We start from the raw sequence: 24,048 nt of genomic DNA on the forward strand, positions 1-24,048 counted from the left end.
GCTTACTGTGTTGATAATTATCGTATTGATGAATTACAACGAGACTAACGAATTAAAACGATACTAACAATTTGGCATCAAGATTATTTTCTAAATATCCCTTGGCCGTAAATTGGCTGTAATCCACGGATAGCTTGGTATTGTCAGTAATCTGAATATTCGATCCTAGCTTGAGTGCTACTCCATCTTGCGGTGCATTCACACCATGATAGTTAAGCGGTGGTGCAAGTAGGTCGCGCTGGGCAAATCGAAATGCCATTTCGCGTTCCTGCTTGTCATATTGATGCAGCCAGCCGAGTTCCCCGTGTACATCGATTGAGGATGATTTACCCACTTTCCACTGGTTATCTAAACGTAATCCCAGCGTTGTAGTGGTGGCATCAAGGGATTGGCGACCTGTAACGAGCGAGGCTTTTTTCCCTTTTTCTCTAAATCCATGACTTTCCGCATTGGTAAAGGCGAAGTTCACAAACGGCTCGGCGTTGATAAATGCCGATTTCCACGGGTAAGCGGCTTCCATAAACAGGTGGTTGGTCTTGCCTTTATAGTCGGCGGTATTGTGATCGGAATAAATGGACGAGGTGACTGTTCTATCAGTTTTGATGGTGTGCCATGTGTGCCCAAGCCCTGCACGTAAGGTGATTGGCGCCAATTGCAGAGAGCCATAAGCCGCTAAATAATAGTTGTTGCTATGGCTATGACCGACTCCTCCAGAGACGGAATTTTTTGTAAAACCGGAGCTCATGCCAAAGATAAAATCATCATTAAAGAAATGCTTATCTGCCCCTAAGAACACCCCATAATTGCTATTGGTAAAGCCGGATGCGTTGCCGTCGCTTTGGGTTCTATCCCAATGATAAGGTACGTTTACCCAGACGTTACCGCGGTTATCGCCACGCTCTTTGACGATATTTTCTGATGCGCGTGTTTGTTGCAGCAGCGTACCGTGATATTGGCGATGGTTATTTAACTGGCTAGCAAGGGTATCGATATGAATTTGTGGGGATAAGGTTCGAAGAAGATCGTTAACCCCTGCGGTGGTTTGGCTGAGGATTAAACGTTTATACAGGGTGTTATTCAATGGGAGATCTTCAAGGGCGTGAGCAATGGCGGTTTGGTTTGGCGTCTTTGCAAAGGCATCAAAAGTCAGGCCACTACGACCGACGTTGAGTGTGACACGTTGCATCGTGGGTGAACGAGGATCTGCGCCATAATTTAATGTGGTACCAATAAATAGATAGTTAGGTTCGATGCCGTCAAATTTCCCTTGAATATTGGGGGCGCGAATAATTTCATATTGAGTGCGGAATCGACCCTGAATTTCATCTTGACTAGGTATCCGTTCATTGAATGGTTCTGATTCTTCAGCGAAGAACACGTTGACCTTGCCCCCGTTGATGGTCACTGTACCGCCAGCACGTAGGGCGTCAAATTCCTGTATTACATCTTTTTGAATACTCACATAGAATTCACTGCCGGGCTGGAAGATGGCGGTGTTATTCACCGTGAGATGCCTTGTCGGGTCTCTCGTATTATCTCCAGGGGTTAAGATAGCACCACCGTTAATCACTAAGTCATCAACTGAACCAGAAGCAATAAATCGGGCTCCTTGGTTTAATGTCACCGTATTTTTGATGCTGTGACTGAGCGCTAATGTGCCATTGGTGACGTTGACTGGCGCATGTAGGATGTGTTTGACCTCAAGCTTTCCACCATTGACATTGACGGGGCCTGTTAAGTGGTTTTCTTGCGTTAAAACCACACGACCTTGCTGTATTTCAAGCCCTGCAAAACGGTTAATTCCAGCTAAGGTTAATGAGCCTTCCCCTTGTTTGATTAATCGCCCTTTGCCATCGATGTTATTGCTCCAAATATCGGTAATGCCAACGTTTGCAACGTCGTCTTGAGTTACCCGTTGATTGACGACCCAATCTTCAGCGAAATGCGTAGGCCCTTTGTAAGCTTTGGATAAGTTAATCAGCCCCCAGTAGCTATCAGGCTGATTCGGTTTAACACTCCAGCCAGCTAAAGAATGGCGTGGGTAGGCGGTTCCGGCAATAATTTCCTGCCATTGTTCTTTATTGAGATAAGCAAAACGGGAACGCAGTAAATAAGCTGCACTCGCGGGTATTTGGTCCGCTGTAACGGCGGGAGAAGGATGCTCACTTTGCTTATTGTAATAGCCGGTATTTTCATCAAATGAGGGAAGCAGGCCGATAGGTGGTTTGCATTTGGCGGTATTCGCAGCACATTGAGAGTTTATTTCTTGGCGTACGTCTTTTGCTAACCCAATAAATGTATTGGCAGTTTTGTTATTTTTTAGTAAATGAGCGAGAAGATAGTATTGGGCGGCGCGTGAGGCAATAGTATCGGTTGGGAAGTGTGCGCCAACAATCACACGGCTCTCTCCATATCCCATGGCTCTATCAAAAAATTGTGCGCCTTTTTCTGGGTAAAGAGTGGCAAATATTGCTGCTTGCTTAAATCCGCTCCAAGTATGTCCACTGGGGTAAGAGGAGCCTGTGATATTGGTATAGTTTGGAATGTATTCCCCTTTCTCATTGAGAACTTGATTGGGGCGACCTCGTAAGTAATGATCTTTTAGAATAAAATCCATTGAGCGATTTTTATTTTTAATAGGGTCATAGGCAAAGCTGGCTAATTGAAATAAATTATCTAGACGGTTATAAGCCTCGATTTTTTTAAAATCATTATAATTAAAACCTTTTTGATTAAATAAATATTCCCTGTAAATATTAAAGATATATTCTGGTGTGCTTTGTTGATCTTTTTCAGCGCTCTTTTTACGTTTTTTAGTTAACAGTGTAACGTGTTGACTGGCTTCTTTATCCCATAGTGCGGCTTGTGAATGTGGCTCGGGATAGGGAGGAATAACATGGGTTTTGAGTTCATTAAAGAGTTGATTTCGTTGATCAAGAATGGTTTTTTGTGCCTCTAAATAATCAGATTGAGCAAAAATTGGATGAATGTTAAATAGCAAAAACAGACTTAAAGATACCGAGGGTATTATTTTGTTCATTATAGACCTATAGATTTTTGAAGAAGGAAAAATCTATTTCATCTTAATAGGGTGATTTTTATTTTCCATAAAATGGAAGTAAATAAGACAAACTTTATTTTATTTCATTATTCTATTTAGTTAATTAAATAAAGTGTGAAATTAGTTAACTTTAAAATAAAATTAATAATAAATATTTAAGATTAAAATTAGATAAAAAAATAACCCTATACCGAAATATAGGGTTATCAAATGAATGAGCCGGTAAGTCGATTAAATATCGATGTTCGCGGCTTTTAAGGCGTTCTCTTCGATAAAGGCACGACGCGGTTCTACGGCATCTCCCATCAATGTGGTGAACAGCTGATCTGTTGCAATTGCATCTTTGATAGTGACACGCATCATACGGCGAGTTTCTGGATTCATGGTGGTTTCCCAAAGTTGTTCTGGGTTCATTTCACCAAGACCTTTATAACGCTGTACGGATAAACCACGACGAGATTCACGGCTTAACCACTCTAATGCTTGCTCGAAGTTGTCGATATTCTGGCGACGTTCACCGCGTTGAATATAAGCACCTTCCTCGATTAAGCCACTGATTATGTCACCTAACTCGGTGATGCGACGATACTCACTACCATGTACGAAGTCGAAATCGAGGTTGTAGTCGCTATCAACACCGTGGGTACGGATACGAATAGTCGGCTCGAATAGCTGGCGTTCACGGTTTTCATGAATAATATAGCTGTAAGAGCTACCCGCTTGCTCGTTTTCTTCTAAACGCGCCACTAAAGTTTTCGCCCATTCTTCAACTTGGGCGCTATCTTTCAGTGCGTCTTCAGTCAGTGTGGATTGATATACTAAGCTGTTCAGCAGCGCTTGTGGATATAAACGCTCAAGACGGCGAATAATACGGTGCGCTGCATTGTATTCAACAACCAGTTTTTCCAGTTGTTCGCCTTTCATGGCTGGGGCTTCCGCACTTAAATGTAACTCAGCACCGTCCAGTGCGATAGAGATCAGATAGTCATCCATCGCTTCATCATCTTTAATGTATTGCTCTTGCTTACCGCGTTTCACTTTATACAGTGGCGGCTGAGCAATAAAGATATGACCACGTTCAACGATTTCTGGCATTTGACGGTAGAAGAAAGTTAACAGCAATGTACGAATGTGCGAACCATCGACGTCAGCATCCGTCATGATGATGATGCTGTGATAACGCAGTTTATCTGGGTTGTATTCATCACGACCAATACCACAGCCTAATGCGGTGATCAGTGTCGCAACTTCTTGGGAAGAGAGCATTTTGTCGAAACGCGCTTTTTCCACGTTCAGGATTTTACCTTTCAGTGGCAAAATAGCTTGGTTCTTACGGTTACGGCCTTGTTTTGCAGAGCCGCCCGCAGAGTCCCCTTCCACTAAGTACAGTTCAGATAATGCAGGGTCACGTTCTTGGCAGTCAGCGAGTTTACCTGGCAAACCTGCTAAATCTAACGCGCCTTTACGGCGAGTCATTTCACGGGCTTTACGTGCAGCTTCACGGGCACGTGCAGCATCAATGATTTTGCCAACAACGATTTTGGCGTCGTTTGGATTCTCTAATAAATACTCAACCAATTTTTCATTCATTAAGGTTTCGACTGCTGTCTTCACTTCGGAAGAAACCAGTTTTTCTTTAGTTTGAGAAGAGAATTTAGGATCTGGCACTTTTACAGAAATAACGGCAATCAAACCTTCACGAGCATCATCACCCGTTGCGCTGACTTTCGTTTTTTTCTGATAGCCTTCTTTTTCCATGTAGTTATTCAGGGTACGGGTCATCGCGGCACGGAAGCCCGCTAAGTGGGTACCTCCATCACGCTGAGGAATATTGTTGGTGAAGCAGTAAACATTCTCTTGGAAACCGTCGTTCCACTGCATGGAAACTTCCACGCCAATCCCGTCTTTCTCAGTAGAGAAATAAAATACGGATGGGTGAATTGGGGTTTTATTACGGCTCAGATACTCAACAAAGGCTTTGATCCCACCTTCATAGTGGAAATGGTCTTCTTTGCCATCTCGTTTATCAATTAAACGGATTGAAACGCCTGAGTTCAGGAATGAAAGTTCACGTAAGCGTTTTGCCAGAATATCGTATTCGAATTCAGTCACACCTTTGAAGGTGTCCATGCTTGGCCAGAAACGTACACGAGTCCCTGTTTGGTCTGTTTCTCCAACAACTGTTAGAGGACCTTGTGGCTCGCCGTGTTTGTATATTTGTTCGTGAACTTTACCGTCACGGCGGATTACTAATTCAAGTTTTTCGGATAAGGCGTTAACCACTGAAACACCCACACCGTGCAGGCCACCGGAGACTTTGTAGGAGTTGTCGTCAAATTTACCGCCGGCGTGCAGAACGGTCATGATGACTTCTGCGGCAGAAACACCTTCTTCTTCGTGGATGCCCGTTGGGATACCACGCCCATCATCTTGTACAGAGACGGAGTTGTCGGCATGGATAGTGATGACGATATCGTCACAGAAACCAGCTAAGGCTTCATCGATAGCGTTATCCACAACCTCGAAGACCATGTGATGAAGACCTGTTCCATCGTCGGTATCACCGATATACATGCCCGGGCGCTTACGCACCGCATCCAGTCCTTTTAATACCTTGATACTTGAGGAGTCATATGTATTCGACATCAACGTTTCCTGCTCTTTCTATTCCTGAGGTTGAACTTCTATTTTGCCTTGCTCTACACTAAACATTTTACTGTTGGCATCAATCATATCATTGACTTGCGCCGGTGTAATAGCACTTACAAACACTTGTGCTTGCGTAGCTTTGAGTCGAGCCGCTAATAATTGCCGGCGACCAGAATCCAGTTCTGAAGCAAAATCATCCAGTAGATACAGGCATTGTTGCCCGCTCTGTTGGGTGAAATATTCACCCTGCGCTAACCTGAGTGCACACATTAATAATTTCAGTTGACCACGAGAGAGCATATCTTCAACGGGAATGCCGTTAGCTCGAATTCGCAGATCAGCTTTATGTGGACCTGATGAGGTGTAGGTCAACGCTCTATCGCGCTCAAACTGCCGCTCTAACTGTTCTGAATAATCAATTTCTTTGTCCCAACCACGTTGGAAAGAGACCGAAAGTGAGAATTCGGGTAAAAACTGTTTACAGGTTTGCTCAATATTTTCTGCAATACCTGCAATATACTCGCCGCGCCATTGGCTAATTTGTTCGGAAATTGGGGCGAGTTGCTGATCCCAATGGCGAATTTGCTCATAACGAGTTACTTGCCGTAAAGCCGCATTTCGCTGCTTTAACAAACGTTTTAAGTCCGACCATGTAGAAAAGAATAGGGCTTCATTATGAAAACATCCCCAATCTATAAACGCGCGTCGGTATTTTGGACCACCATTTAGTAGGGTAAACCCTTCAGGGGTAATAAGCTGCATTGGCAAGAGTTTTGCCAGTTCTGCAATTTTATGCCCGTCGGTGCCATCAATTCTTACTTTACTATCACCTTCGCGATTCTTACTTAAACCGAGTGATAGTACTTTGCGTTCGGTATCTGGGTGTCCCAGTTTACCATGTAGAATAAATTGTTCTTGGTCATGACGAATAACGCGATTCGCCTGAATGCTGCGAAAGGCTCGTCCATGTCCAAGTGTATAAATTGCTTCCAGTATACTGGTTTTGCCACTCCCATTAGGACCAATTAAAAAATTGAACCCAGTTGCAAGGGAGAGATCGGCGTCTTCTATATTACGAAAATCGCGGATCAATAAACGCGAAAGGATCATACTGTCTGCTTACAAGCGCATAGGCATAACAACATACACGGCGGAGCGACTTGCAGAGTCTTCAATTTGTACACTAGAAACGGCATCCGTTAAAAACAGTGTGACATTTTCGCTTTTCAGGGCATTCAAGACGTCGAGGATGTAACTGACGTTAAAGCCAATTTCCATTTCTCCGCCTTGGTAATTAACATCAACAATTTCTTCCGCTTCTTCCTGTTCAGGGTTATTCGCAGTGATACGTAGCTGGTTTTCACTGAAGAATAAACGTACGCCGCGGAACTTTTCGTTAGATAAAATCGCCGCTCGTGAGAAAGCTTGTTTGAGTAAATCACAGCGTGCTTCTAAGGTTTTATCTGGATTCTTAGGTAGAACTCGGCGGTAGTCAGGGAAACGACCATCGACTAATTTAGAGGTAAAGATAAAGTCGCCAACATGAGCGCGAATATTGTTGCTACCAATTTGTAGCTGCAATAAGGCATCGCCACCATCTAACAGACGCATCAATTCCATGACGCCTTTACGTGGCACGATGACAGAATGTGATGGTAGCTCTTGACCAATATCCATAGAGCAAACCGCAAGGCGGTGCCCATCGGTGGAAACGGTTCTGAGCATATTTCCTTCAGTTTCAAACAGCATGCCGTTGAGGTAATAACGGACATCTTGGTGTGCCATTGAAAACTGCGTTGCTTCAATTAAACGTTTCAGTATGGATTGAGGCAGAGAAAACTCAACTTCACTTTGCCAATCATCTAAATTCGGGAAGTCCGCCGCAGGTAAGGTGGATAATGAGAAGCGGCTGCGCCCAGAACGTACAAGCAGTCGGTCATCATTAAGTTCGACTTGGATTTCAGAACCTTCCGGTAAGCCACGCCAAATATCAAAAAATTTGCGCGCTGGTACCGTGGTTGCACCAATTTCATGCTCACGGGTAAGCGGAACATTGGCCATCATCTCCATTTCTAGGTCGGTACCCGTAAGTTGCAGGGCACCTTCTTTTACGTGAAGTAAAAGGTTTCCTAAAATAGGCAGCGTTGGACGCCCACCTAATGGACCACTCACCTGTTGTAACGGTTTTAATAACTGCTCGCGTTCGATAATAAATTTCATAGCAATTAAGATGATAATGTTCTGATTAGATTTGAAAAATCTTCTTTGATGTCATGGCTTTCTTCTCGTAATTGTTCAATTTTACGACAAGCGTGCAACACCGTGGTGTGGTCACGACCGCCAAAAGCATCCCCGATTTCAGGTAAACTATGATTTGTCAGCTCTTTCGCCAGTGCCATTGCCATCTGACGCGGTCGAGCGACAGAACGGGAACGACGTTTAGAAAGTAAATCAGCGACTTTTATCTTATAATACTCAGCAACAGTTTTTTGAATATTATCAATAGTTACCAGCTTTTCCTGCAGTGCTAATAAGTCACGTAATGCTTCTCGAACGAAGTCGATAGTGATAGCTCGACCTGTAAAATTCGCATTAGCAATAACACGGTTTAACGCACCTTCTAACTCACGTACATTCGAACGTAAGCGTTTTGCGATGAAAAATGCCACTTCACCGGGCAGTTGGATTTCGTTTTCATCGGCTTTTTTCATCAAAATGGCAACACGAGTTTCTAATTCTGGGGGTTCAATTGCAACCGTCAGACCCCAGCCGAAACGAGACTTCAAACGATCTTCCACTCCGTTGATTTCTTTTGGATAACGGTCGGAAGTCAAAATAATTTGTTGATTGCCTTCAAGCAGGGCGTTGAATGTATGGAAAAACTCTTCTTGTGAACGCTCTTTGTTAGCAAAAAACTGAATATCATCAATAAGTAATGCATCAACAGAACGGTAATAACGTTTGAATTCTTCAATGGCGTTATTCTGCAATGCTTTGACCATATCTTGAACAAATCGTTCAGAATGCATATAGACTACGCGGGCATTGGCCTTATGCTGCATAATGCTGTTACCGACAGCGTGTAATAAGTGCGTTTTACCTAAACCTGTTCCACCATAAAGGAATAATGGGTTATAAGCTCCGCCAGGATTTTCTGCCACTTGCCTCGCCGCAGCGCGAGCTAGTTGGTTTGATTTACCTTCTACGAAGTTATCAAACGTGTGTTTCGGGTTCACATTTGAACGGTATGACACGTCGGGTTGAACTTTGGCTGGATTGTCCCAGCTAGGCTTTACAGGTGCAGATGGCGCGGCGAATGCAGGCATTTCATTATGCGTGCGTACTTGAGGACTCACCGGCGCAGCCATCATCGGTTTGTTGCCTACTTCAAAGTGTAGAGCAGGGGCATCAGAACCGCAAAAGTCATTCAATAATTCATTGATATTATTGATGTATTTATCTCTCACCCAATCAAGAACGAAACGATTCGGGGCATAAAGTGCCAGTGTATTATCGTTTAATTCAGCTTGAAGAGGGCGTATCCACATACTGAATTCTGTGGCAGGTAGTTCATCCTGCAATCGGGCAAGACATTGCTGCCAAAGCGAAAGTGACACGTTGAACTCCCCTAACAAGGTCAATGAAACAAGAATTACGGATTTCGTTAAGAATTTTTTACTGGTAACTATTCCATTAGTCACTTTTCGTGGTCACTAAGAGAATAGGGGGCCAGAGAAGGTGTTTGACTAACTTTTACTCACCATATCTATCCACAACATATTCCTGATCCTCTGATCAGAAATAGACCTGCGATCATACCGCAAAATTCACCTAAGATCTCCATTCTTTTACACAGTTTTTATGCTTTTTATCCACAGGCAAATGTGATAAGGCGGCTTTGATAGGGGAGAATTTTGCTGGATGATCGCGGGCAACGACAAATTTTCCACATGTCTGGGGATAACTTTAGCCTATATATAGAAATTATCCCTCAAGATCAAAAAATATTTTCGGATCCCGCTAAGATCCTTGCGCTTTAGGGAGGAGTCCGTATAATCTTCCTCCCTGTGTACACTGCGAATGTCACTTTTTATGACGAATTTAAGCAGATGGGTTTTATGGGTAACGTCAATAAACGCTTGAGTTAATTGGTGGTTACATCGTGAGACTTGCTTAAAAGACAGCATAAATTGAGTTCCATACGCAGCTTGTCACGGCACATATCGGCAAACCGGTCAGCCAGGTTTAAATAAAAAGTGGTTTGATTACGTCATTTTATTGACGTGACCCCCTATGTTTTATTACAATCCTGCCTCTTTCTATATTGTTGCGATAGAGGCACAGGTGTAAATCAGTTTCCACTGGTTGCCAACGCGTTTACTGAATCAGTAATAAATTTTAAAGTTAGGTAGAAATCGTTATGAAACGCACTTTTCAACCGTCCGTACTGAAGCGCAACCGTTCACACGGTTTCCGTGCTCGTATGGCCACTAAAAATGGTCGTCAGGTTCTGGCTCGCCGTCGTGCTAAAGGCCGCGCTCGTCTGACCGTTTCATCTAAGTAATAAAGCTAGCCCTCTATAGTGGTTACGCTCGCTTTTACCCGGGAGTTACGTTTGTTAACTCCCAGGCATTTCGACAATGTCTTCAAGCAGCCGCAGAGGGCGAGTTCCCCAGAGATAACAATCCTTGGTCGCCTAAACGAGCTGGGGCATCCCCGCATCGGTCTTACCATCGCCAAAAAAAATGTTAAACGTGCTCATGAGCGTAATCGTATCAAACGATTAGCCCGTGAATATTTTCGTTTGCATCAACATGAGTTGCCTTCAATGGACTTTGTGGTACTGGTTCGCAGAGGGGTAGCCGATCTCGACAATCAACAGATTACGGAATCATTGGATAAGTTATGGCGCCGTCACCGTCGCTTGGCTCAAAAGTCCTGATCATGCTGATCAGAGGTTACCAACTGGCTATTAGTCCGTTGTTAGGACCTCGTTGTCGTTTCAATCCCACATGCTCTAATTACGGAATTGAGGCATTGCGCAGGTTTGGTATGCTAAAAGGTAGTTGGTTAACTGCCAAACGCGTATTAAAATGCCACCCTTTACACGCTGGTGGAGATGATCCTGTCCCACCTAGAAAAACTGATGATAATAGAGAATTATAACGATGGATTCCCAACGCAATCTTCTACTCATCGCTTTGTTGTTCGTGTCGTTCTTAGTTTGGCAGGCTTGGGAGAGCGATAAAGTTGCTCAGGAAACCAAGGCTGTTCAAGTTTCACAGCAAAAGACGGACATGCCGAGCAGCGCAAGCAATGATGGTCAAGCGGTCACAGGTAGTGAACAAGGTAAGCTTATTGCCGTTAAAACCGACGTACTTGATATTCGTATCAATACTCGCGGTGGTGATATTGATGAGGCTGACCTGTTAGCCTATCCTGCAACCCTGAATTCACCAGACCCATTCCGCTTATTGGAAACCACACCAGGTTTTGTTTATCAGGCTCAAAGTGGTCTGATTGGTCCTCATGGTCCAGACAACCCAGCGAATAACAATGGTCAACGTCCTCTTTATACTTCAGATGCAACGAGCTTTGAGTTAAAAGATGGTCAAGACGAATTACGCATTCCGATGACCTTCACCGACAATAACGGTGTGGTTTATCAGAAGACGTACATTCTGAAGCGTGGCAAATATACTGTTGATGTTGAATACAACATTCAAAACCCAACTGCGCAACCTTTAACACTCGCGTTCTTTGGTCAATTAAAGCAAACCATCGCTTTACCAGAGCAGCGTGATACTGGAAGCAGCAACTTTGCTCTGCACACATACCGTGGTGCGGCTTACTCTTCTGATGAAAATAACTATAAAAAATATAGTTTCAGTGACATCGAAGATAAAAACTTAAGCCTGACAACCAAAGGTGGCTGGGTCGCTATGTTGCAACAATATTTTGCAACGGCGTGGATTCCTGCTTCTTCTGAGCAAAGCACTTTCTACACCATTGACCTCGATAAGAAATCAGCAATTGTTGGTTATAAGAGTGAACCTCTGACTATCGCATCAAATGGTGCAGCGACCTATTCTTCAACTCTGTGGGTTGGTCCTGAAATTCAGTCAGAAATGGCGGAAGTGGCTCCTCACTTAGATTTAACCGTAGATTACGGTTGGTTATGGTTTATCTCTCAACCGCTGTTCAAACTGTTGAAATTCATTCACGGTTTCGTCGGTAACTGGGGTATTGCCATCATCGTTATCACCTTTATCGTCCGTGGTATCATGTACCCGCTGACCAAAGCGCAGTACACCTCAATGGCGAAAATGCGTTTACTGCAACCAAAACTGGCTGCAATGCGTGAGCGTATTGGTGACGATAAACAACGTATGAGCCAAGAAATGATGGCGCTGTACAAATCAGAAAAAGTAAACCCACTGGGTGGTTGTTTACCGTTGCTGATTCAAATGCCAATCTTCCTTGCGTTGTACTACATGTTGATGGGTTCTGTTGAACTGCGTCATGCACCGTTCTTTGGTTGGATTCAAGACTTGTCTGCACAAGACCCGTACTACATCCTGCCAGTTCTGATGGGTGTGACCATGTTCGTGATTCAGAAGATGTCACCAACAACTGTGACTGACCCAATGCAGCAGAAGATCATGATGTACATGCCAGTCGTGTTTACCGTGTTCTTCTTATGGTTCCCATCAGGTCTGGTTCTGTACTATATCGTGAGCAACTTAGTCACTATTATCCAGCAGCAAGTTATTTATCGTGGTCTGGAAAAACGTGGCTTACATAGCCGTGATAAGAAAGAGAAGAAATAATCTAAATTCTTATCGAGTTTAGAGGGCTTCACAAAGCCAGATTCTATAGTAACATTGAGGCGATCCACTTAGGGTCGCCTCAATTTTTTTAGTCATAGACAGAGAAACATCATGCAAATCAACGATACTATCGTCGCACAGGCAACCGCACCCGGTCGTGGTGGGGTTGGAATTTTACGTGTATCCGGTCCACAGGCAGCTTTGGTTGCTGAAACAGTGCTCGGAAAATTGCCAAAGCCGCGCTATGCCGATTATCTGCCATTTCGTGATGCTGATGGCTCTGTTCTTGACCAAGGGATTGCGATTTATTTCCCTGGTCCTAACTCCTTTACTGGGGAAGATGTGCTTGAGCTGCAAGGGCATGGCGGTCCCGTTATTCTTGATTTATTACTCAGACGAATTCTGACGATTGCCAATATCCGTATTGCCAATCCGGGAGAGTTTTCTGAACGTGCATTTTTGAATGACAAACTTGATTTGGCACAAGCTGAAGCGATTGCTGACTTGATTGATGCGAGCTCTGAGCAAGCAGCTCGTTCCGCAATGAACTCGTTACAAGGTGCTTTTTCATCTCATATTCATCAGTTAGTGGAAGCACTCACTCACTTGCGCATCTATGTGGAAGCTGCGATTGACTTTCCAGATGAAGAAATTGATTTCCTATCTGACGGTAAAATTGAAGCCAAATTGAATGAAGTTGTGGCGGATTTAGACCAAGTTCGTTCTCAAGCCCGTCAAGGTAGCCTGTTACGTGAAGGCATGAAAGTGGTGATTGCAGGGCGACCAAATGCCGGGAAATCTAGCTTATTGAATGCATTAGCGGGTCGAGAAGCGGCCATCGTTACTGATATTGCAGGCACCACGCGTGATGTACTGCGCGAACATATTCATATTGACGGTATGCCACTGCATATTATTGATACCGCGGGCTTACGTGAGGCTAGCGACGAAGTGGAGCGTATCGGTATTGAACGCGCTTGGAAAGAGATTGAGCAAGCTGACCGTGTATTATTTATGGTGGACAGCACCACCACGGACGCGACTGAGCCACAAGAAATTTGGCCAGAATTTATGGCTCGCCTGCCAGAAACGTTGCCTGTTACGGTTATTCGTAATAAAGCCGATAAAACAGGTGAGTCAGTGGAGTTTGTCGCCGATGCTCGTTATCCATTGATCCGCTTATCTGCCCGTGAAGAAAAAGGCATTGATTTGCTGCGCGATCACCTCAAAGAAACCATGGGCTTCAATAGCAATACAGAAGGTGGGTTCCTTGCTCGTCGTCGCCACTTGCAAGCGTTGAATAATGCGGCAACCCATTTAGCTCAAGGTTATGACCAGTTAGTGAATGCTCGCTCCGGTGAGTTATTGGCTGAAGAGTTACGCTTAGCTCAGCAAGAACTGAGCGAAATTACGGGTGAATTTACCTCTGATGATTTGTTAGGGCGTATTTTCTCGAGTTTCTGTATTGGTAAGTGATTAAGTGAAATAAAAACCAAAACCATTTTCCCAGAGTTGGGAAAATGGTGGTTATCTCTTCATAGAATACAGAAAATCCTGCCTACTATTGAAAATTTATTCTTTTTAATATTTCTCATCGCAATTAAATTATAAAAACTAATACCAATTTTTATGCTCTTTAACGTAATCGATTTTAAATATAATAAAAACGATCTTTACAGATAAAACGGTTTTTATTCGATTCTAAAATAGAAAGGATTTAAAGTGGGTACATATCAAGATTATATTTCTAATGAAAGAGTTAATATTAGTATTATTAAAGAAAATAATAAAAGTCGAGTTCATGCACTCTATGTTGAACGAGAGAATTCATCATGTTTAAATCTTATTTTTTCAAATATAAATTTACCATCCAACGCATTTGTGGAGTTTGAATATGGTGAAAATATATTACAGAGAGAATTTTTCCATAATGTTGATGAGCCAGCTATTTTTATTCCAGGTCAATCGGTAAATATTCGTGTTATTTTACCTAAAGCATCTTATTTAGGTCATGACTATTCATTGACGTTAAGTCATGTTTTACATGATAGTAATCCAAAGGTCATTATTGGCGAAGATGAGCGAAAACCCTATATTTGTTATGAAGGGACTCAAATTGCGGCGCATGGGCTGTCGTGTGCGGCAGCGAAAGTTGGCGGTCGAGCATCTTGTTCACTTATCGGGAATAAAAACCATCTACTGACGAACAACCATGTTGTCGAAAGCGACCCAGATTTAGAGAATGGTGAAATTTGGTTTAACTGGTTTAATGAATCTTGTGATTCGACATCCCCAGCGACTGAACCTGTGCGCTTAAAGCCGGGAAAAGTATTAAAACATGGTGTTAGCATTGGTGATTATGATTATGCACTGTTTACACTGGATAGTTTTGACTATGTTTATTCCAATGTAAAAGCACTGTTTGGTGGGTTAGCATTAAGTCAAAATAACCCTGTAGAAGGGGATAAAATTTATATACCTCAATATGGTGACGGTGGATTACGACCAATGCATATTGGCGATATCAAAGATGGCGAATATGCTGAAATATTAACCGTCATTAATGATGGGAAAAAAATAACCTACAATGCAGACTCTCAAGGTGGCTCATCTGGTTCTCCGGTTATTTCGCGAGAAACACATGAAGTTGTCGGACTGCATTGGGGGGGAAGTAATGTCAATGTGGGAGTTTCAGCTCAAAACTTGAATGCAGAAATAGGCAGTTTAATTGAAAATAGTAATATACCGGTAATTGGATTAGGTAATGTATTATCAACTAATTTAGAATTAACGCCAATTAATGCCTCTGAAACAACAATTCCAATATCATTAGGTTCTGATAGTTATATTGAGTTTTTTGATACCGTTAAAATAAAGAATGAAGAAAATCACTCTTTATTAACTGTTGGGGCTATTAATTTAATCACACAGAAAATATTTCCAATTACCTTTAAAGCCAGCTTAGTCAGTGGGGAGTATCAAACTCATCTTGAGGATAAAAAAGTGACTGGTGACGTTACTTTGAAAATATTTGATATTGATCTTAAAGAAAATGGCGTAATAAAATCTTGGATTGTATTTAAAATATTAAATGGCACGGAAAATATCAAAAATCACGTTATTCGCGTTATTTTTGATAACTATGATCCTTACGATGCACCTTTTGAAATAGAGAGCGCGGACGTTTTAAACTTAAGTGTTAATCACGCTCAAAAAAATTGTGTTGATTATCAGATAAAAGAGCGTGATGACCATGGATTTGTTGCGTTATATCGTCATGAAGGTCCCACATTCTTGGTTTTGTATGAAACTGCATATTCTAAAGTCAGGGCATTATTAAAGACCGAATCGGGTGACGAGATATTCGTGAATCTTCGAGGATGGCGTGAAACGGACGGCTCCTCAGCTTCAATGAATACGACAAAAACGAGCGCATCGTCGAATAAATACGCCAAGCTTATATTAGAGTACCTCCCTGAAGATAATCCATATCTAGAATTAAAACAGGAGGTTTATGAAGGAATTATTCCATTACAGGCACGCTCATGGGATGGAGAGGCAAGTAAAAATATTTTAGTGAAAGTGTCGTTGGTTTCTGCATAAGAGAAACACCATCGAACAGTGCATTTATGGGTGCGAAAAAGTGAAACTATCTTTTTAATTTCTTTATAGTTTCACGTTTGGATTCAATCCCTCACCCGACTCGGATGGGTAAATACGGTGGCTTTACCTTGGCGGCAAAAACCCACTAGCGTTAAATTGGCCTTCTCGGCGACTTCAATCGCCAATGACGTTGCGGCTGAAACCGCAAACAGAATTTCCGCACCACAGCTTGCGGCTTTTTGTACCATCTCATAACTTGCGCGGCTAGACACCAAAATAGCGCCTTGTTGCCAGTCAGAGCGGCTTTTCATTCCCAGTAGCTTATCCAACGCCACATGGCGACCCACATCTTCGCATCCTCCAACGAGATGACCTTCAGGAGAAATCCATGCAGCAGCATGAGTACAACCTGTTAATGCGCCAATTTCTTGAACTGTCTTCAATTCTTGCAGGGCATTATCGAGGTAAGATAAGGAAAATGTTTGAGTGAATGGCAGCGGAGTGAGCGGTTTGAAAATCTCGTCGAGTTGTTCTGTGCCACAAATACCACAACCAGTTCGCCCTGTAAGATTACGCCGACGCTCTTTGAGCGCCATAAAGCGGCGGCTCGACAGCTCGATATGCACCTCAATACCTCGATGACAGCCTTGAACAATATCAATTCCGCGAATTTCATCACGGGATTGTATAATCCCTTCTGATAATGAAAATCCGACAGCAAAATCCTCCAGATCTTTTGGTGTCGCCATCATTACCACATGGGATATGCCGTTATAGACGAGCGCGATAGGGATTTCTTCTGCAACGAAATCATTAACCAGTGAACCGAGGTTATTTTTTTGTTGCACAGTTGTAGGGTGAACACCGATCATTTTAGATAATCTAGAGTTATTTGTAGTATTTGTTTCATACATTAGATGAATTCCTATCACTAATGATACATAATATTCGATATGGGTAAAAAGAATTTACACCATTTATCAGGCAATGAACCTGAATACGTAAGGAAGACGTTGAATAAGAACAGTTTACCTCAAACTTGGTGATGAAGTTAGGTAAACATGAGCAATGTATATGAGGAGATCCCCCATGCAAGTCAGCAGAAGGCAGTTCTTTAAGATCTGCGCTGGCGGTATGGCAGGTACAACGGCAGCGGCGCTGGGTTTTGCTCCAGCAACTGCATTAGCCTCTACACGCCAGTATAAATTATTGCGTGCTAAAGAGACTCGAAATACCTGTACCTACTGTTCTGTCGGCTGTGGGCTGTTAATGTACAGCCTAGGTGATGGCGCGAAAAATGCGAAAGAAAGCATTTTTCATATCGAAGGGGACCCGGATCATCCGGTAAACCGTGGTGCACTTTGTCCTAAAGGTGCAGGATTAATCGACTTTATCCACAGTGAAAGTCGACTCAAATATCCAGAAGTTCGCGAACCAGGCACTAACGAGTGGAAACGCATCACTTGGGACGACGCGTTTGACCGCATCGCCAAGTTAATGAAAGAAGACCGTGATGCAAACTTCGTTAAACAGAATAAAGATGGTGTGACGGTCAACCGTTGGTTAACCACCGGTATGCTGTGTGCATCAGCGGCAAGTAACGAAACAGGTTTTGTCACCCAAAAATTTAGTCGCGCCCTCGGCATGCTTGCCGTGGATAACCAAGCGCGTGTCTGACACGGACCAACGGTAGCAAGTCTTGCTCCAACATTTGGTCGCGGTGCGATGACCAACCACTGGGTTGATATTAAAAACGCAAACCTAGTCGTTGTTATGGGTGGTAATGCGGCAGAAGCGCATCCAGTTGGTTTCCGCTGGGCGATGGAAGCAAAAATCCATAACAAAGCCAAATTAATCGTAATCGATCCTCGCTTTACCCGTACTGCGGCTGTGGCGGATTTTTACACGCCTATTCGTTCAGGTACTGATATTGCCTTCCTGTCAGGTGTTATTAAATACTTGCTGGATAACGAAAAAATTCAACGTGAATATGTTGAGGCGTACACTAACGCTAGCTTAGTTATCCGTGAAGATTTCGGTTTTGATGACGGTCTGTTCACAGGCTATGACGCTGAAAAACGTCAATACGATAAAACGACGTGGAACTATGAGATGGATGAGAACGGCTTAGCGCTGCGCGATCCAACTCTGAAAAACCCGCGTTGTGTTCTGAACTTACTGAAAGAACACGTTAGCCGTTATACCCCAGAAGTGGTTAACAACATCTGTGGTACGCCAATCAAAGACTTCTTACAAGTCTGCGAATACATTGCAGAAACGAGCGCGAAAGACAAAACAGCGTCCTTCTTATACGCGCTGGGTTGGACCCAACACACCATCGGTGCGCAAAATATTCGTACCATGGCGATGATCCAGTTACTGCTGGGTAACATGGGTATGTTAGGTGGTGGTGTTAACGCATTGCGTGGACACTCAAACATCCAAGGTCTGACTGACTTAGGTCTGTTATCACAGAGCTTACCGGGCTACCTGACGTTACCATCAGAAAAACAAACGACCTTAGAAAGCTATTTAGCAGCGAACACGCCGAAAGCAACAGTTGCTGGGCAAGTGAACTATTGGGGTAACTACCCTAAATTCTTCGTTAGCTTAATGAAGACTTTCTATGGTGATAAAGCGCAAAAAGAGAATGACTGGGGCTTCGACCTGTTACCTAAGTGGGATCAGGGCTACGATGTTTTACGTTATTTCGACATGATGGATAAAGGTGAAGTGAATGGCTATATCTGCCAAGGCTTTAACCCATTAGCCTCATTCCCGAACAAAAACAAAGTCTCGAAATCACTTTCTAAGCTGAAATTCTTAGTGACTATCGATCCGCTGAATACAGAAACTGCAAACTTCTGGCAAAACCACGGCGAAATGAACGATGTGAAACCGGAAGAAATTCAAACGACCGTGTTCCGTCTGCCATCTTGCTGCTTCGCTGAAGAGAACGGTTCGATTGTAAACTCCGCGCGTTGGTTACAGTGGCACTGGAAAGGTGCGGACGCCCCAGGTGAAGCTATCAGTGATGGTGAAATCCTGTCAGGTATCTATCATCGTCTACGCCAAATGTATGCAGCTGAAGGCGGCGCGGCACCTGAACAGGTTCTGAGCATGACGTGGGACTACCTTGACCGCGATAACCCAACGCCGGAAGAAGTGGCTCAAGAAAGTAACGGCTATGCGTTAGAAGACCTGAAAGATGCTGATGGCAATGTGATTGTGAAAAAAGGCGAACTGCTTAGCTCGTTTGCTCAATTACGTGATGACGGTACTACAGCAAGTGGTTGCTGGATCTTCTCTGGTAGCTGGACGCCGAAAGGTAACCAAATGGCTAACCGTGATAACTCCGACCCAACGGGTCTGGGTAATACATTAGGTTGGGCATGGGCATGGCCACTGAACCGCCGCGTTATTTATAACCGTGCATCCGCTGACCCAATGGGTAAACCGTGGGATCCTAAGCGTCAAATCCTTGAGTGGAATGGTAGCAAGTGGGTAGGTATGGATATTCCTGACTACAGCACTGCGGCACCAGGAAGCGGTGTAGGTCCATTTATCATGCAGCCAGAAGGTATGGGTCGTTTATTTGCGCTGGATAAAATGGCAGAAGGTCCGTTCCCTGAGCACTACGAACCAATCGAAACGCCGTTAGATACTAACCCACTGCACCCAAATGTGGTTTCAAACCCTGCTGCTCGTGTGTTTAAAGACGACTGGGCACAAATGGGTAAAGCGACAGAGTTCCCATATGTGGGCACGACTTACCGCTTAACCGAACACTTCCACTATTGGACTAAGCATGCGTTGTTAAATGCCATTATCCAACCTCAACAGTTCATTGAAATTGGTGAACGTTTAGCGAAAGAGAAAGGCATCGAGCAAGGTGATACGGTTAAGGTGAGTTCTAAGCGGGGTTACATCAAAGCGAAAGCGGTTGTCACCAAACGAATTAAAACCCTACAAGTGGATGGAAAAGACATCGATACCATCGGTATTCCAATTCACTGGGGCTTTGAAGGTTTAGCGGTGAAAGGCTTTCTTGCGAATACGCTGACACCTTATGTTGGTGATGCGAATACTCAGACGCCGGAATTTAAATCATTCCTTGTCAATGTGGAAAAGGTGTAAGGAGATAAATTATGTCAATGCAATCACAGGACATTATTCGTCGCTCTGCCACCAATTCCCTGACTCCCGCACCTCAGGTGCGGGACTATAAGGAAGAAGTTGCAAAGCTGATTGACGTCACAACCTGTATCGGCTGTAAAGCGTGTCAGGTTGCGTGTTCCGAATGGAACGATATCCGTGACAAAATCGGGACTAACGTTGGGGTGTATGACAACCCAACGGATTTAACCGCGAAGTCATGGACGGTTATGCGCTTCTCTGAAGTTGAAGAGAACGATAAATTTGAGTGGCTGATCCGTAAAGATGGCTGTATGCACTGTGCTGACCCTGGCTGTCTGAAGGCATGTCCATCAGAAGGCGCTATCGTCCAGTACAAAAACGGTATCGTGGATTTCCAATCTGAACACTGTATCGGTTGTGGTTATTGTATCGCGGGTTGCCCGTTCAACGTGCCACGCATCAACAAGGAAGACAACCGTGCTTACAAATGTACGCTGTGTGTTGACCGTGTTGAAGTCGGTCAAGAGCCAGCGTGTGTGAAAACATGTCCAACAGGAGCCATTCACTTTGGTTCGAAGGAAGACATGATTGGCATGGCTGGTGAGCGTGTTGAAGAGCTGAAAACGCGTGGTTATGCAAATGCAGGTTTATACGATCCGCAAGGTGTGGGTGGTACGCACGTTATGTACGTATTGCATCACGCGGATAAGCCGCAGTTGTATCATGGGTTACCTGAAAATCCGACCATCAGTCCAACAGTCACCTTCTGGAAAGGTATCTGGAAACCGATGGCAGCGGTAGGTTTTGCTGCAACATTTGCGGCGGCGATTTTCCACTATGTGGGAATTGGTCCAAACCGCGTCTCCAAGAAAGATGAAGAAGAGGCTCTAGAAGATTTGCATGATGCAATGTCATCTGACACTTCGAAATCAAAAGAAGGGGAGGATCAGAAATGATGCCAGATGATAACGACAAAATTATTCGCCACAAACCGATTGAAAGGATCAATCACTGGGCGGTTGTGATTTGCTTCTTGTTCACTGCCATCAGCGGGTTGGGCTTTTTCTTCCCATCCTTGAACTGGTTTATGAACATTTTAGGCACTCCACAGCTGTCTCGAATTTTGCATCCATTCGTGGGTACGGCGATGTTCCTGCTGTTCGTGTTTATGTTCTTCCGTTATTTTCACCATAACTTCATCAATAAAGATGATATCAAGTGGGCGAAAAATATCGGTAAAGTCCTGAAAAACGAAGAAGCGGGTGATGTAGGACAATACAACCTTGGTCAAAAAGGGGTGTATTGGGTCGTCACTATCTGCTTGTTGGCACTGGTTGTGAGTGGCGTGATTATGTGGCGTCCATTCTTTGCGGATTACTTCCCAATTCCAGTGTATCGCGCAGCGATTATTATTCACTCGCTGTCAGCTATTGGCTTGATCCTGATGATTATCGTTCACGCTTATGCAGCAATTTGGGTCAAAGGCTCAGTACGTGCGATGGTTGAAGGTTGGGTAACACGTGGTTGGGCGAGAAAGCACCACCCGCGTTGGTATCGTGAGCTGGTTGCTAAAGAGAAACAGCAGAAAGAGCAGCAAGAGAAAAACTAAGGGTTTTATCTCGATGAATCAAGCTCACAACTCTGTTGTGGGCTTGGCTTGCTGACAAAGAGGGATAAAAGCGTGGTTTTTCCCTCTTTGTGTTATCAGGCGAAAATCAATAAATTGATTTTCCTTGTTAATTTTACAATCCAAAAGAGCCATTTCCAAACCGAATGGGTTTGTCAATGGTCTGAGCCCACAACTCTGTTGTGGGCTTTTTTATGGTGAAAAAGGGTTGGGTTAATCACGGATTGTAAAGCTATAAATCAGTGCACATCCCAAGAGAAGTAATACCGCAGAGAATCCGACGTACTGGTAATGAACGGATAACACCCCGCCGGCTAAGCCACCCGCAATAAACGAGAGTACCGCAAACAGTAAGACTTTTTTGCTACTGTCACCGGAGACGTTTTTCAAAAAGGCATTAATGCAGGATGTCGTCATACCAGTCACATAGGTTGAATGGATCCCGACAGTTCCCGCCTTATTAAAGTAACCATTCTGAATCCCCATTGATAAGCTAATGAGTAAAATGGCTAAGTCTGGGGAATATAACGGCTGGATGAAAAAGTAAACAATAAAAACACTGCTAAAAATTATAAATACCAGACCTAGGACAAAGCGGTATAACACAATTGCGCTATGCTTGAGCCTAACCCACGAACCCAAAAATGTTCCTGCAAAAAATCCTAATATGGAGATTGCAGAGAGGAGTAGCATACCAATATTCATTTTGGCGAGGTAAATCATACTGAGAATGCTATTTCCCGTCAGATGACCGGTAAAAACTTCAAATATGACAAATGAACAGGCATCGACAAATCCGCCAATAAAGGCAAGCAATAAAAAGAAAGGTGTGTGAGACTTCGCTTCGAAGTTAAATAATGACGTCATATTGTCACCTTATGTGCGGAGAAAGTGTATACCATTATATGCGGCAATCTAATCAACATCATGGAAATAACGGTATTTATATCAAATAAAAACACCCTAATATGAATTTGTTATTCCCTTATATAAGTAAGGGTTAATGACGGTGAATATTCGAGGGCTAGAGTAGCCTATCAGTGACTTTTGTTTTATCCTGACGGGTACAACGGCAAGACTTGCTGGTTAATCGAATATTTTCTTAGAGGCTTGCGGGGAAATGCGAATAGGCAATTTCTCGGAGTAAGTTGTTATAAAAAATATAAAAGAGAGAGAGCAATGGGTATTCGTATCGTCCCGAAAGAAGAATTAGGTCAAGAAAGATTAAAAGAGAAAGGCATCGGTTTTATTCCGCCTGTTTTATTCCCGAATTTAAAAAACCTTTACCAACGTCGCGCCGAAAGATTGAAAGAATTAGGCATTGGTGAGCATCCTTTTGCAGATTATCTGAACTTCGCCGCTGAAGTGGCAACAGCGCAAAATAATGCTCAACATGACAATCCATTAGAGATGGACATGGAAGCGGTTTTAGCTCGTGCAACGGCAACAAATACGCCACCATTAGATGCAAAAACGTTCCCTCGCACGGCACATTGGCACAAATTACTGACTTCAATCATTGCTGAATTGATGCCGATCGTACCGGATTCTGTACGTACTGCCCTTGAAAACTTAGAAAAAGCATCTGAAGCTGAACTCGAAGAGATGGCAACTGCGTTATTAAACGAACAGTTCGAAAAAGTCCCTGCGGATAAATCGATGTTTATCTGGGCGGCATTGTCTGTGTATTGGGCGCAGATGGCAGCAAATATTCCAGGTAAAGCGCGAGCTGAACATGGCGACCATCGTCATTTTTGCCCTGTATGCAACAGCATGCCAGTATCGAGCATTGTCCAAATTGGTACAACTCAAGGCTTACGTTATCTGCACTGCACGTTGTGTGAAACAGAGTGGCACATGGTCCGTGTGAAATGCAGTAACTGCGAACAAACTCGCGATCTGAACTACTGGTCACTAGATGATGAAAATGCTGCAGTGAAGGCAGAAAGTTGTGGTGACTGCGGCAGTTACTTGAAAGTGCTATATCAAGAAAAAGAAGCGAAAGTAGAAGCCGTTGCAGATGATTTAGCCTCGATCATTTTAGATGCACGTATGGAAGAAGAAGGTTTTGCCCGTAGCAGCATTAACCCGTTCTTATTCCCCGGCGAAAAATAACCGTTAGCAGCACAGTAAGAGAAGAG

17 protein-coding genes are annotated in these 24,048 nt (G+C 43.6%); 10 read left to right on the forward strand and 7 right to left on the reverse strand.

Annotated elements, in window-relative coordinates:
• Positions 1–52: 52 nt before the first annotated feature.
• The 5 genes from PSF16_RS02475 to dnaA form a co-directional block, all read right to left on the reverse strand.
• Entirely contained in the window at positions 53–3,040 is a 2,988-nt protein-coding gene (locus PSF16_RS02475) for an autotransporter domain-containing protein (RefSeq protein ID WP_272688721.1), read from the reverse strand.
• 252 nt (positions 3,041–3,292) lie between these two features.
• Positions 3,293–5,707, reverse strand: a complete 2,415-nt coding sequence (gene gyrB / locus PSF16_RS02480) for a DNA topoisomerase (ATP-hydrolyzing) subunit B (protein ID WP_036962507.1) — start codon at positions 5,705–5,707, stop codon at positions 3,293–3,295.
• Between the two features lie 18 nt (positions 5,708–5,725).
• On the reverse strand, positions 5,726–6,820 hold the full coding sequence (gene recF / locus PSF16_RS02485; RefSeq protein ID WP_006660616.1) for a DNA replication/repair protein RecF: 1,095 nt from the start codon (positions 6,818–6,820) through the stop codon (positions 5,726–5,728).
• 9 nt (positions 6,821–6,829) lie between these two features.
• Positions 6,830–7,930, reverse strand: coding sequence for a DNA polymerase III subunit beta (dnaN, locus tag PSF16_RS02490; protein WP_006660615.1), 1,101 nt, complete (start codon positions 7,928–7,930; stop codon positions 6,830–6,832).
• A 5-nt stretch (positions 7,931–7,935) separates the two neighbouring features.
• Positions 7,936–9,327, reverse strand: coding sequence for a chromosomal replication initiator protein DnaA (gene dnaA, locus PSF16_RS02495; protein ID WP_272688722.1), 1,392 nt, complete (start codon positions 9,325–9,327; stop codon positions 7,936–7,938).
• Positions 9,328–10,130: 803 nt separating this feature from the next.
• Between dnaA and rpmH the strand changes: the two genes are divergently transcribed.
• From rpmH to PSF16_RS02525, 6 genes are all read left to right on the forward strand, one after another.
• The gene (gene rpmH, locus PSF16_RS02500; RefSeq protein ID WP_004906236.1) at positions 10,131–10,274 is read left to right on the forward strand and encodes a 50S ribosomal protein L34; all 144 of its coding nucleotides are present in this window, start codon (positions 10,131–10,133) and stop codon (positions 10,272–10,274) included.
• Between the two features lie 18 nt (positions 10,275–10,292).
• Positions 10,293–10,652 (forward strand): ribonuclease P protein component, encoded by a 360-nt coding sequence (gene rnpA / locus PSF16_RS02505; RefSeq protein ID WP_006660612.1) that lies wholly within the window; start codon positions 10,293–10,295, stop codon positions 10,650–10,652.
• Entirely contained in the window at positions 10,616–10,876 is a 261-nt protein-coding gene (gene yidD, locus PSF16_RS02510; RefSeq protein ID WP_154628047.1) for a membrane protein insertion efficiency factor YidD, read from the forward strand. Before rnpA ends, yidD begins: the two co-directional genes overlap by 37 nt.
• A 2-nt stretch (positions 10,877–10,878) precedes the next feature.
• Positions 10,879–12,540 (forward strand): membrane protein insertase YidC, encoded by a 1,662-nt coding sequence (gene yidC / locus PSF16_RS02515; protein WP_006660610.1) that lies wholly within the window; start codon positions 10,879–10,881, stop codon positions 12,538–12,540.
• 111 nt (positions 12,541–12,651) lie between these two features.
• Positions 12,652–14,016 (forward strand): tRNA uridine-5-carboxymethylaminomethyl(34) synthesis GTPase MnmE, encoded by a 1,365-nt coding sequence (gene mnmE / locus PSF16_RS02520; protein WP_006660609.1) that lies wholly within the window; start codon positions 12,652–12,654, stop codon positions 14,014–14,016.
• 246 nt (positions 14,017–14,262) lie between these two features.
• Entirely contained in the window at positions 14,263–16,143 is a 1,881-nt protein-coding gene (locus PSF16_RS02525) for a trypsin-like serine peptidase (RefSeq protein ID WP_272688723.1), read from the forward strand.
• An 83-nt stretch (positions 16,144–16,226) separates the two neighbouring features.
• Here PSF16_RS02525 and fdhD read toward each other — a convergent pair whose 3' ends face one another.
• Positions 16,227–17,057, reverse strand: coding sequence for a formate dehydrogenase accessory sulfurtransferase FdhD (fdhD, locus tag PSF16_RS02530; protein WP_036966985.1), 831 nt, complete (start codon positions 17,055–17,057; stop codon positions 16,227–16,229).
• A 175-nt stretch (positions 17,058–17,232) separates the two neighbouring features.
• Here fdhD and fdnG point away from each other — a divergent pair, with 175 nt between their 5' ends.
• From fdnG to fdoI, 3 genes are read left to right on the forward strand one after another with little or no spacing between them, the layout of a single operon-like run.
• Entirely contained in the window at positions 17,233–20,280 is a 3,048-nt protein-coding gene (fdnG, locus tag PSF16_RS02535) for a formate dehydrogenase-N subunit alpha (protein ID WP_080547048.1), read from the forward strand.
• Between the two features lie 11 nt (positions 20,281–20,291).
• On the forward strand, positions 20,292–21,236 hold the full coding sequence (gene fdxH / locus PSF16_RS02540; protein ID WP_006663242.1) for a formate dehydrogenase subunit beta: 945 nt from the start codon (positions 20,292–20,294) through the stop codon (positions 21,234–21,236).
• Complete coding sequence (fdoI, locus tag PSF16_RS02545; protein WP_006660603.1) at positions 21,233–21,889, forward strand: formate dehydrogenase cytochrome b556 subunit; 657 nt, start codon at positions 21,233–21,235, stop codon at positions 21,887–21,889. The genes fdxH and fdoI overlap by 4 nt, the downstream gene beginning before the upstream one ends.
• Positions 21,890–22,120: 231 nt before the next feature.
• Here the strand turns inward: fdoI and PSF16_RS02550 are convergent, their stop codons facing one another.
• Entirely contained in the window at positions 22,121–22,774 is a 654-nt protein-coding gene (locus PSF16_RS02550) for a YoaK family protein (protein ID WP_006660601.1), read from the reverse strand.
• Between the two features lie 312 nt (positions 22,775–23,086).
• Here PSF16_RS02550 and fdhE point away from each other — a divergent pair, with 312 nt between their 5' ends.
• Positions 23,087–24,022: a formate dehydrogenase accessory protein FdhE gene (fdhE, locus tag PSF16_RS02555; protein WP_006663241.1), complete on the forward strand. Its 936-nt coding sequence runs from the start codon at positions 23,087–23,089 to the stop codon at positions 24,020–24,022.
• The last annotated feature ends 26 nt before the right edge of the window (positions 24,023–24,048 follow it).

The sequence above is a fragment of the Providencia sp. PROV033 genome (assembly GCF_028484855.1).
Taxonomy (GTDB): domain Bacteria; phylum Pseudomonadota; class Gammaproteobacteria; order Enterobacterales; family Enterobacteriaceae; genus Providencia; species Providencia alcalifaciens.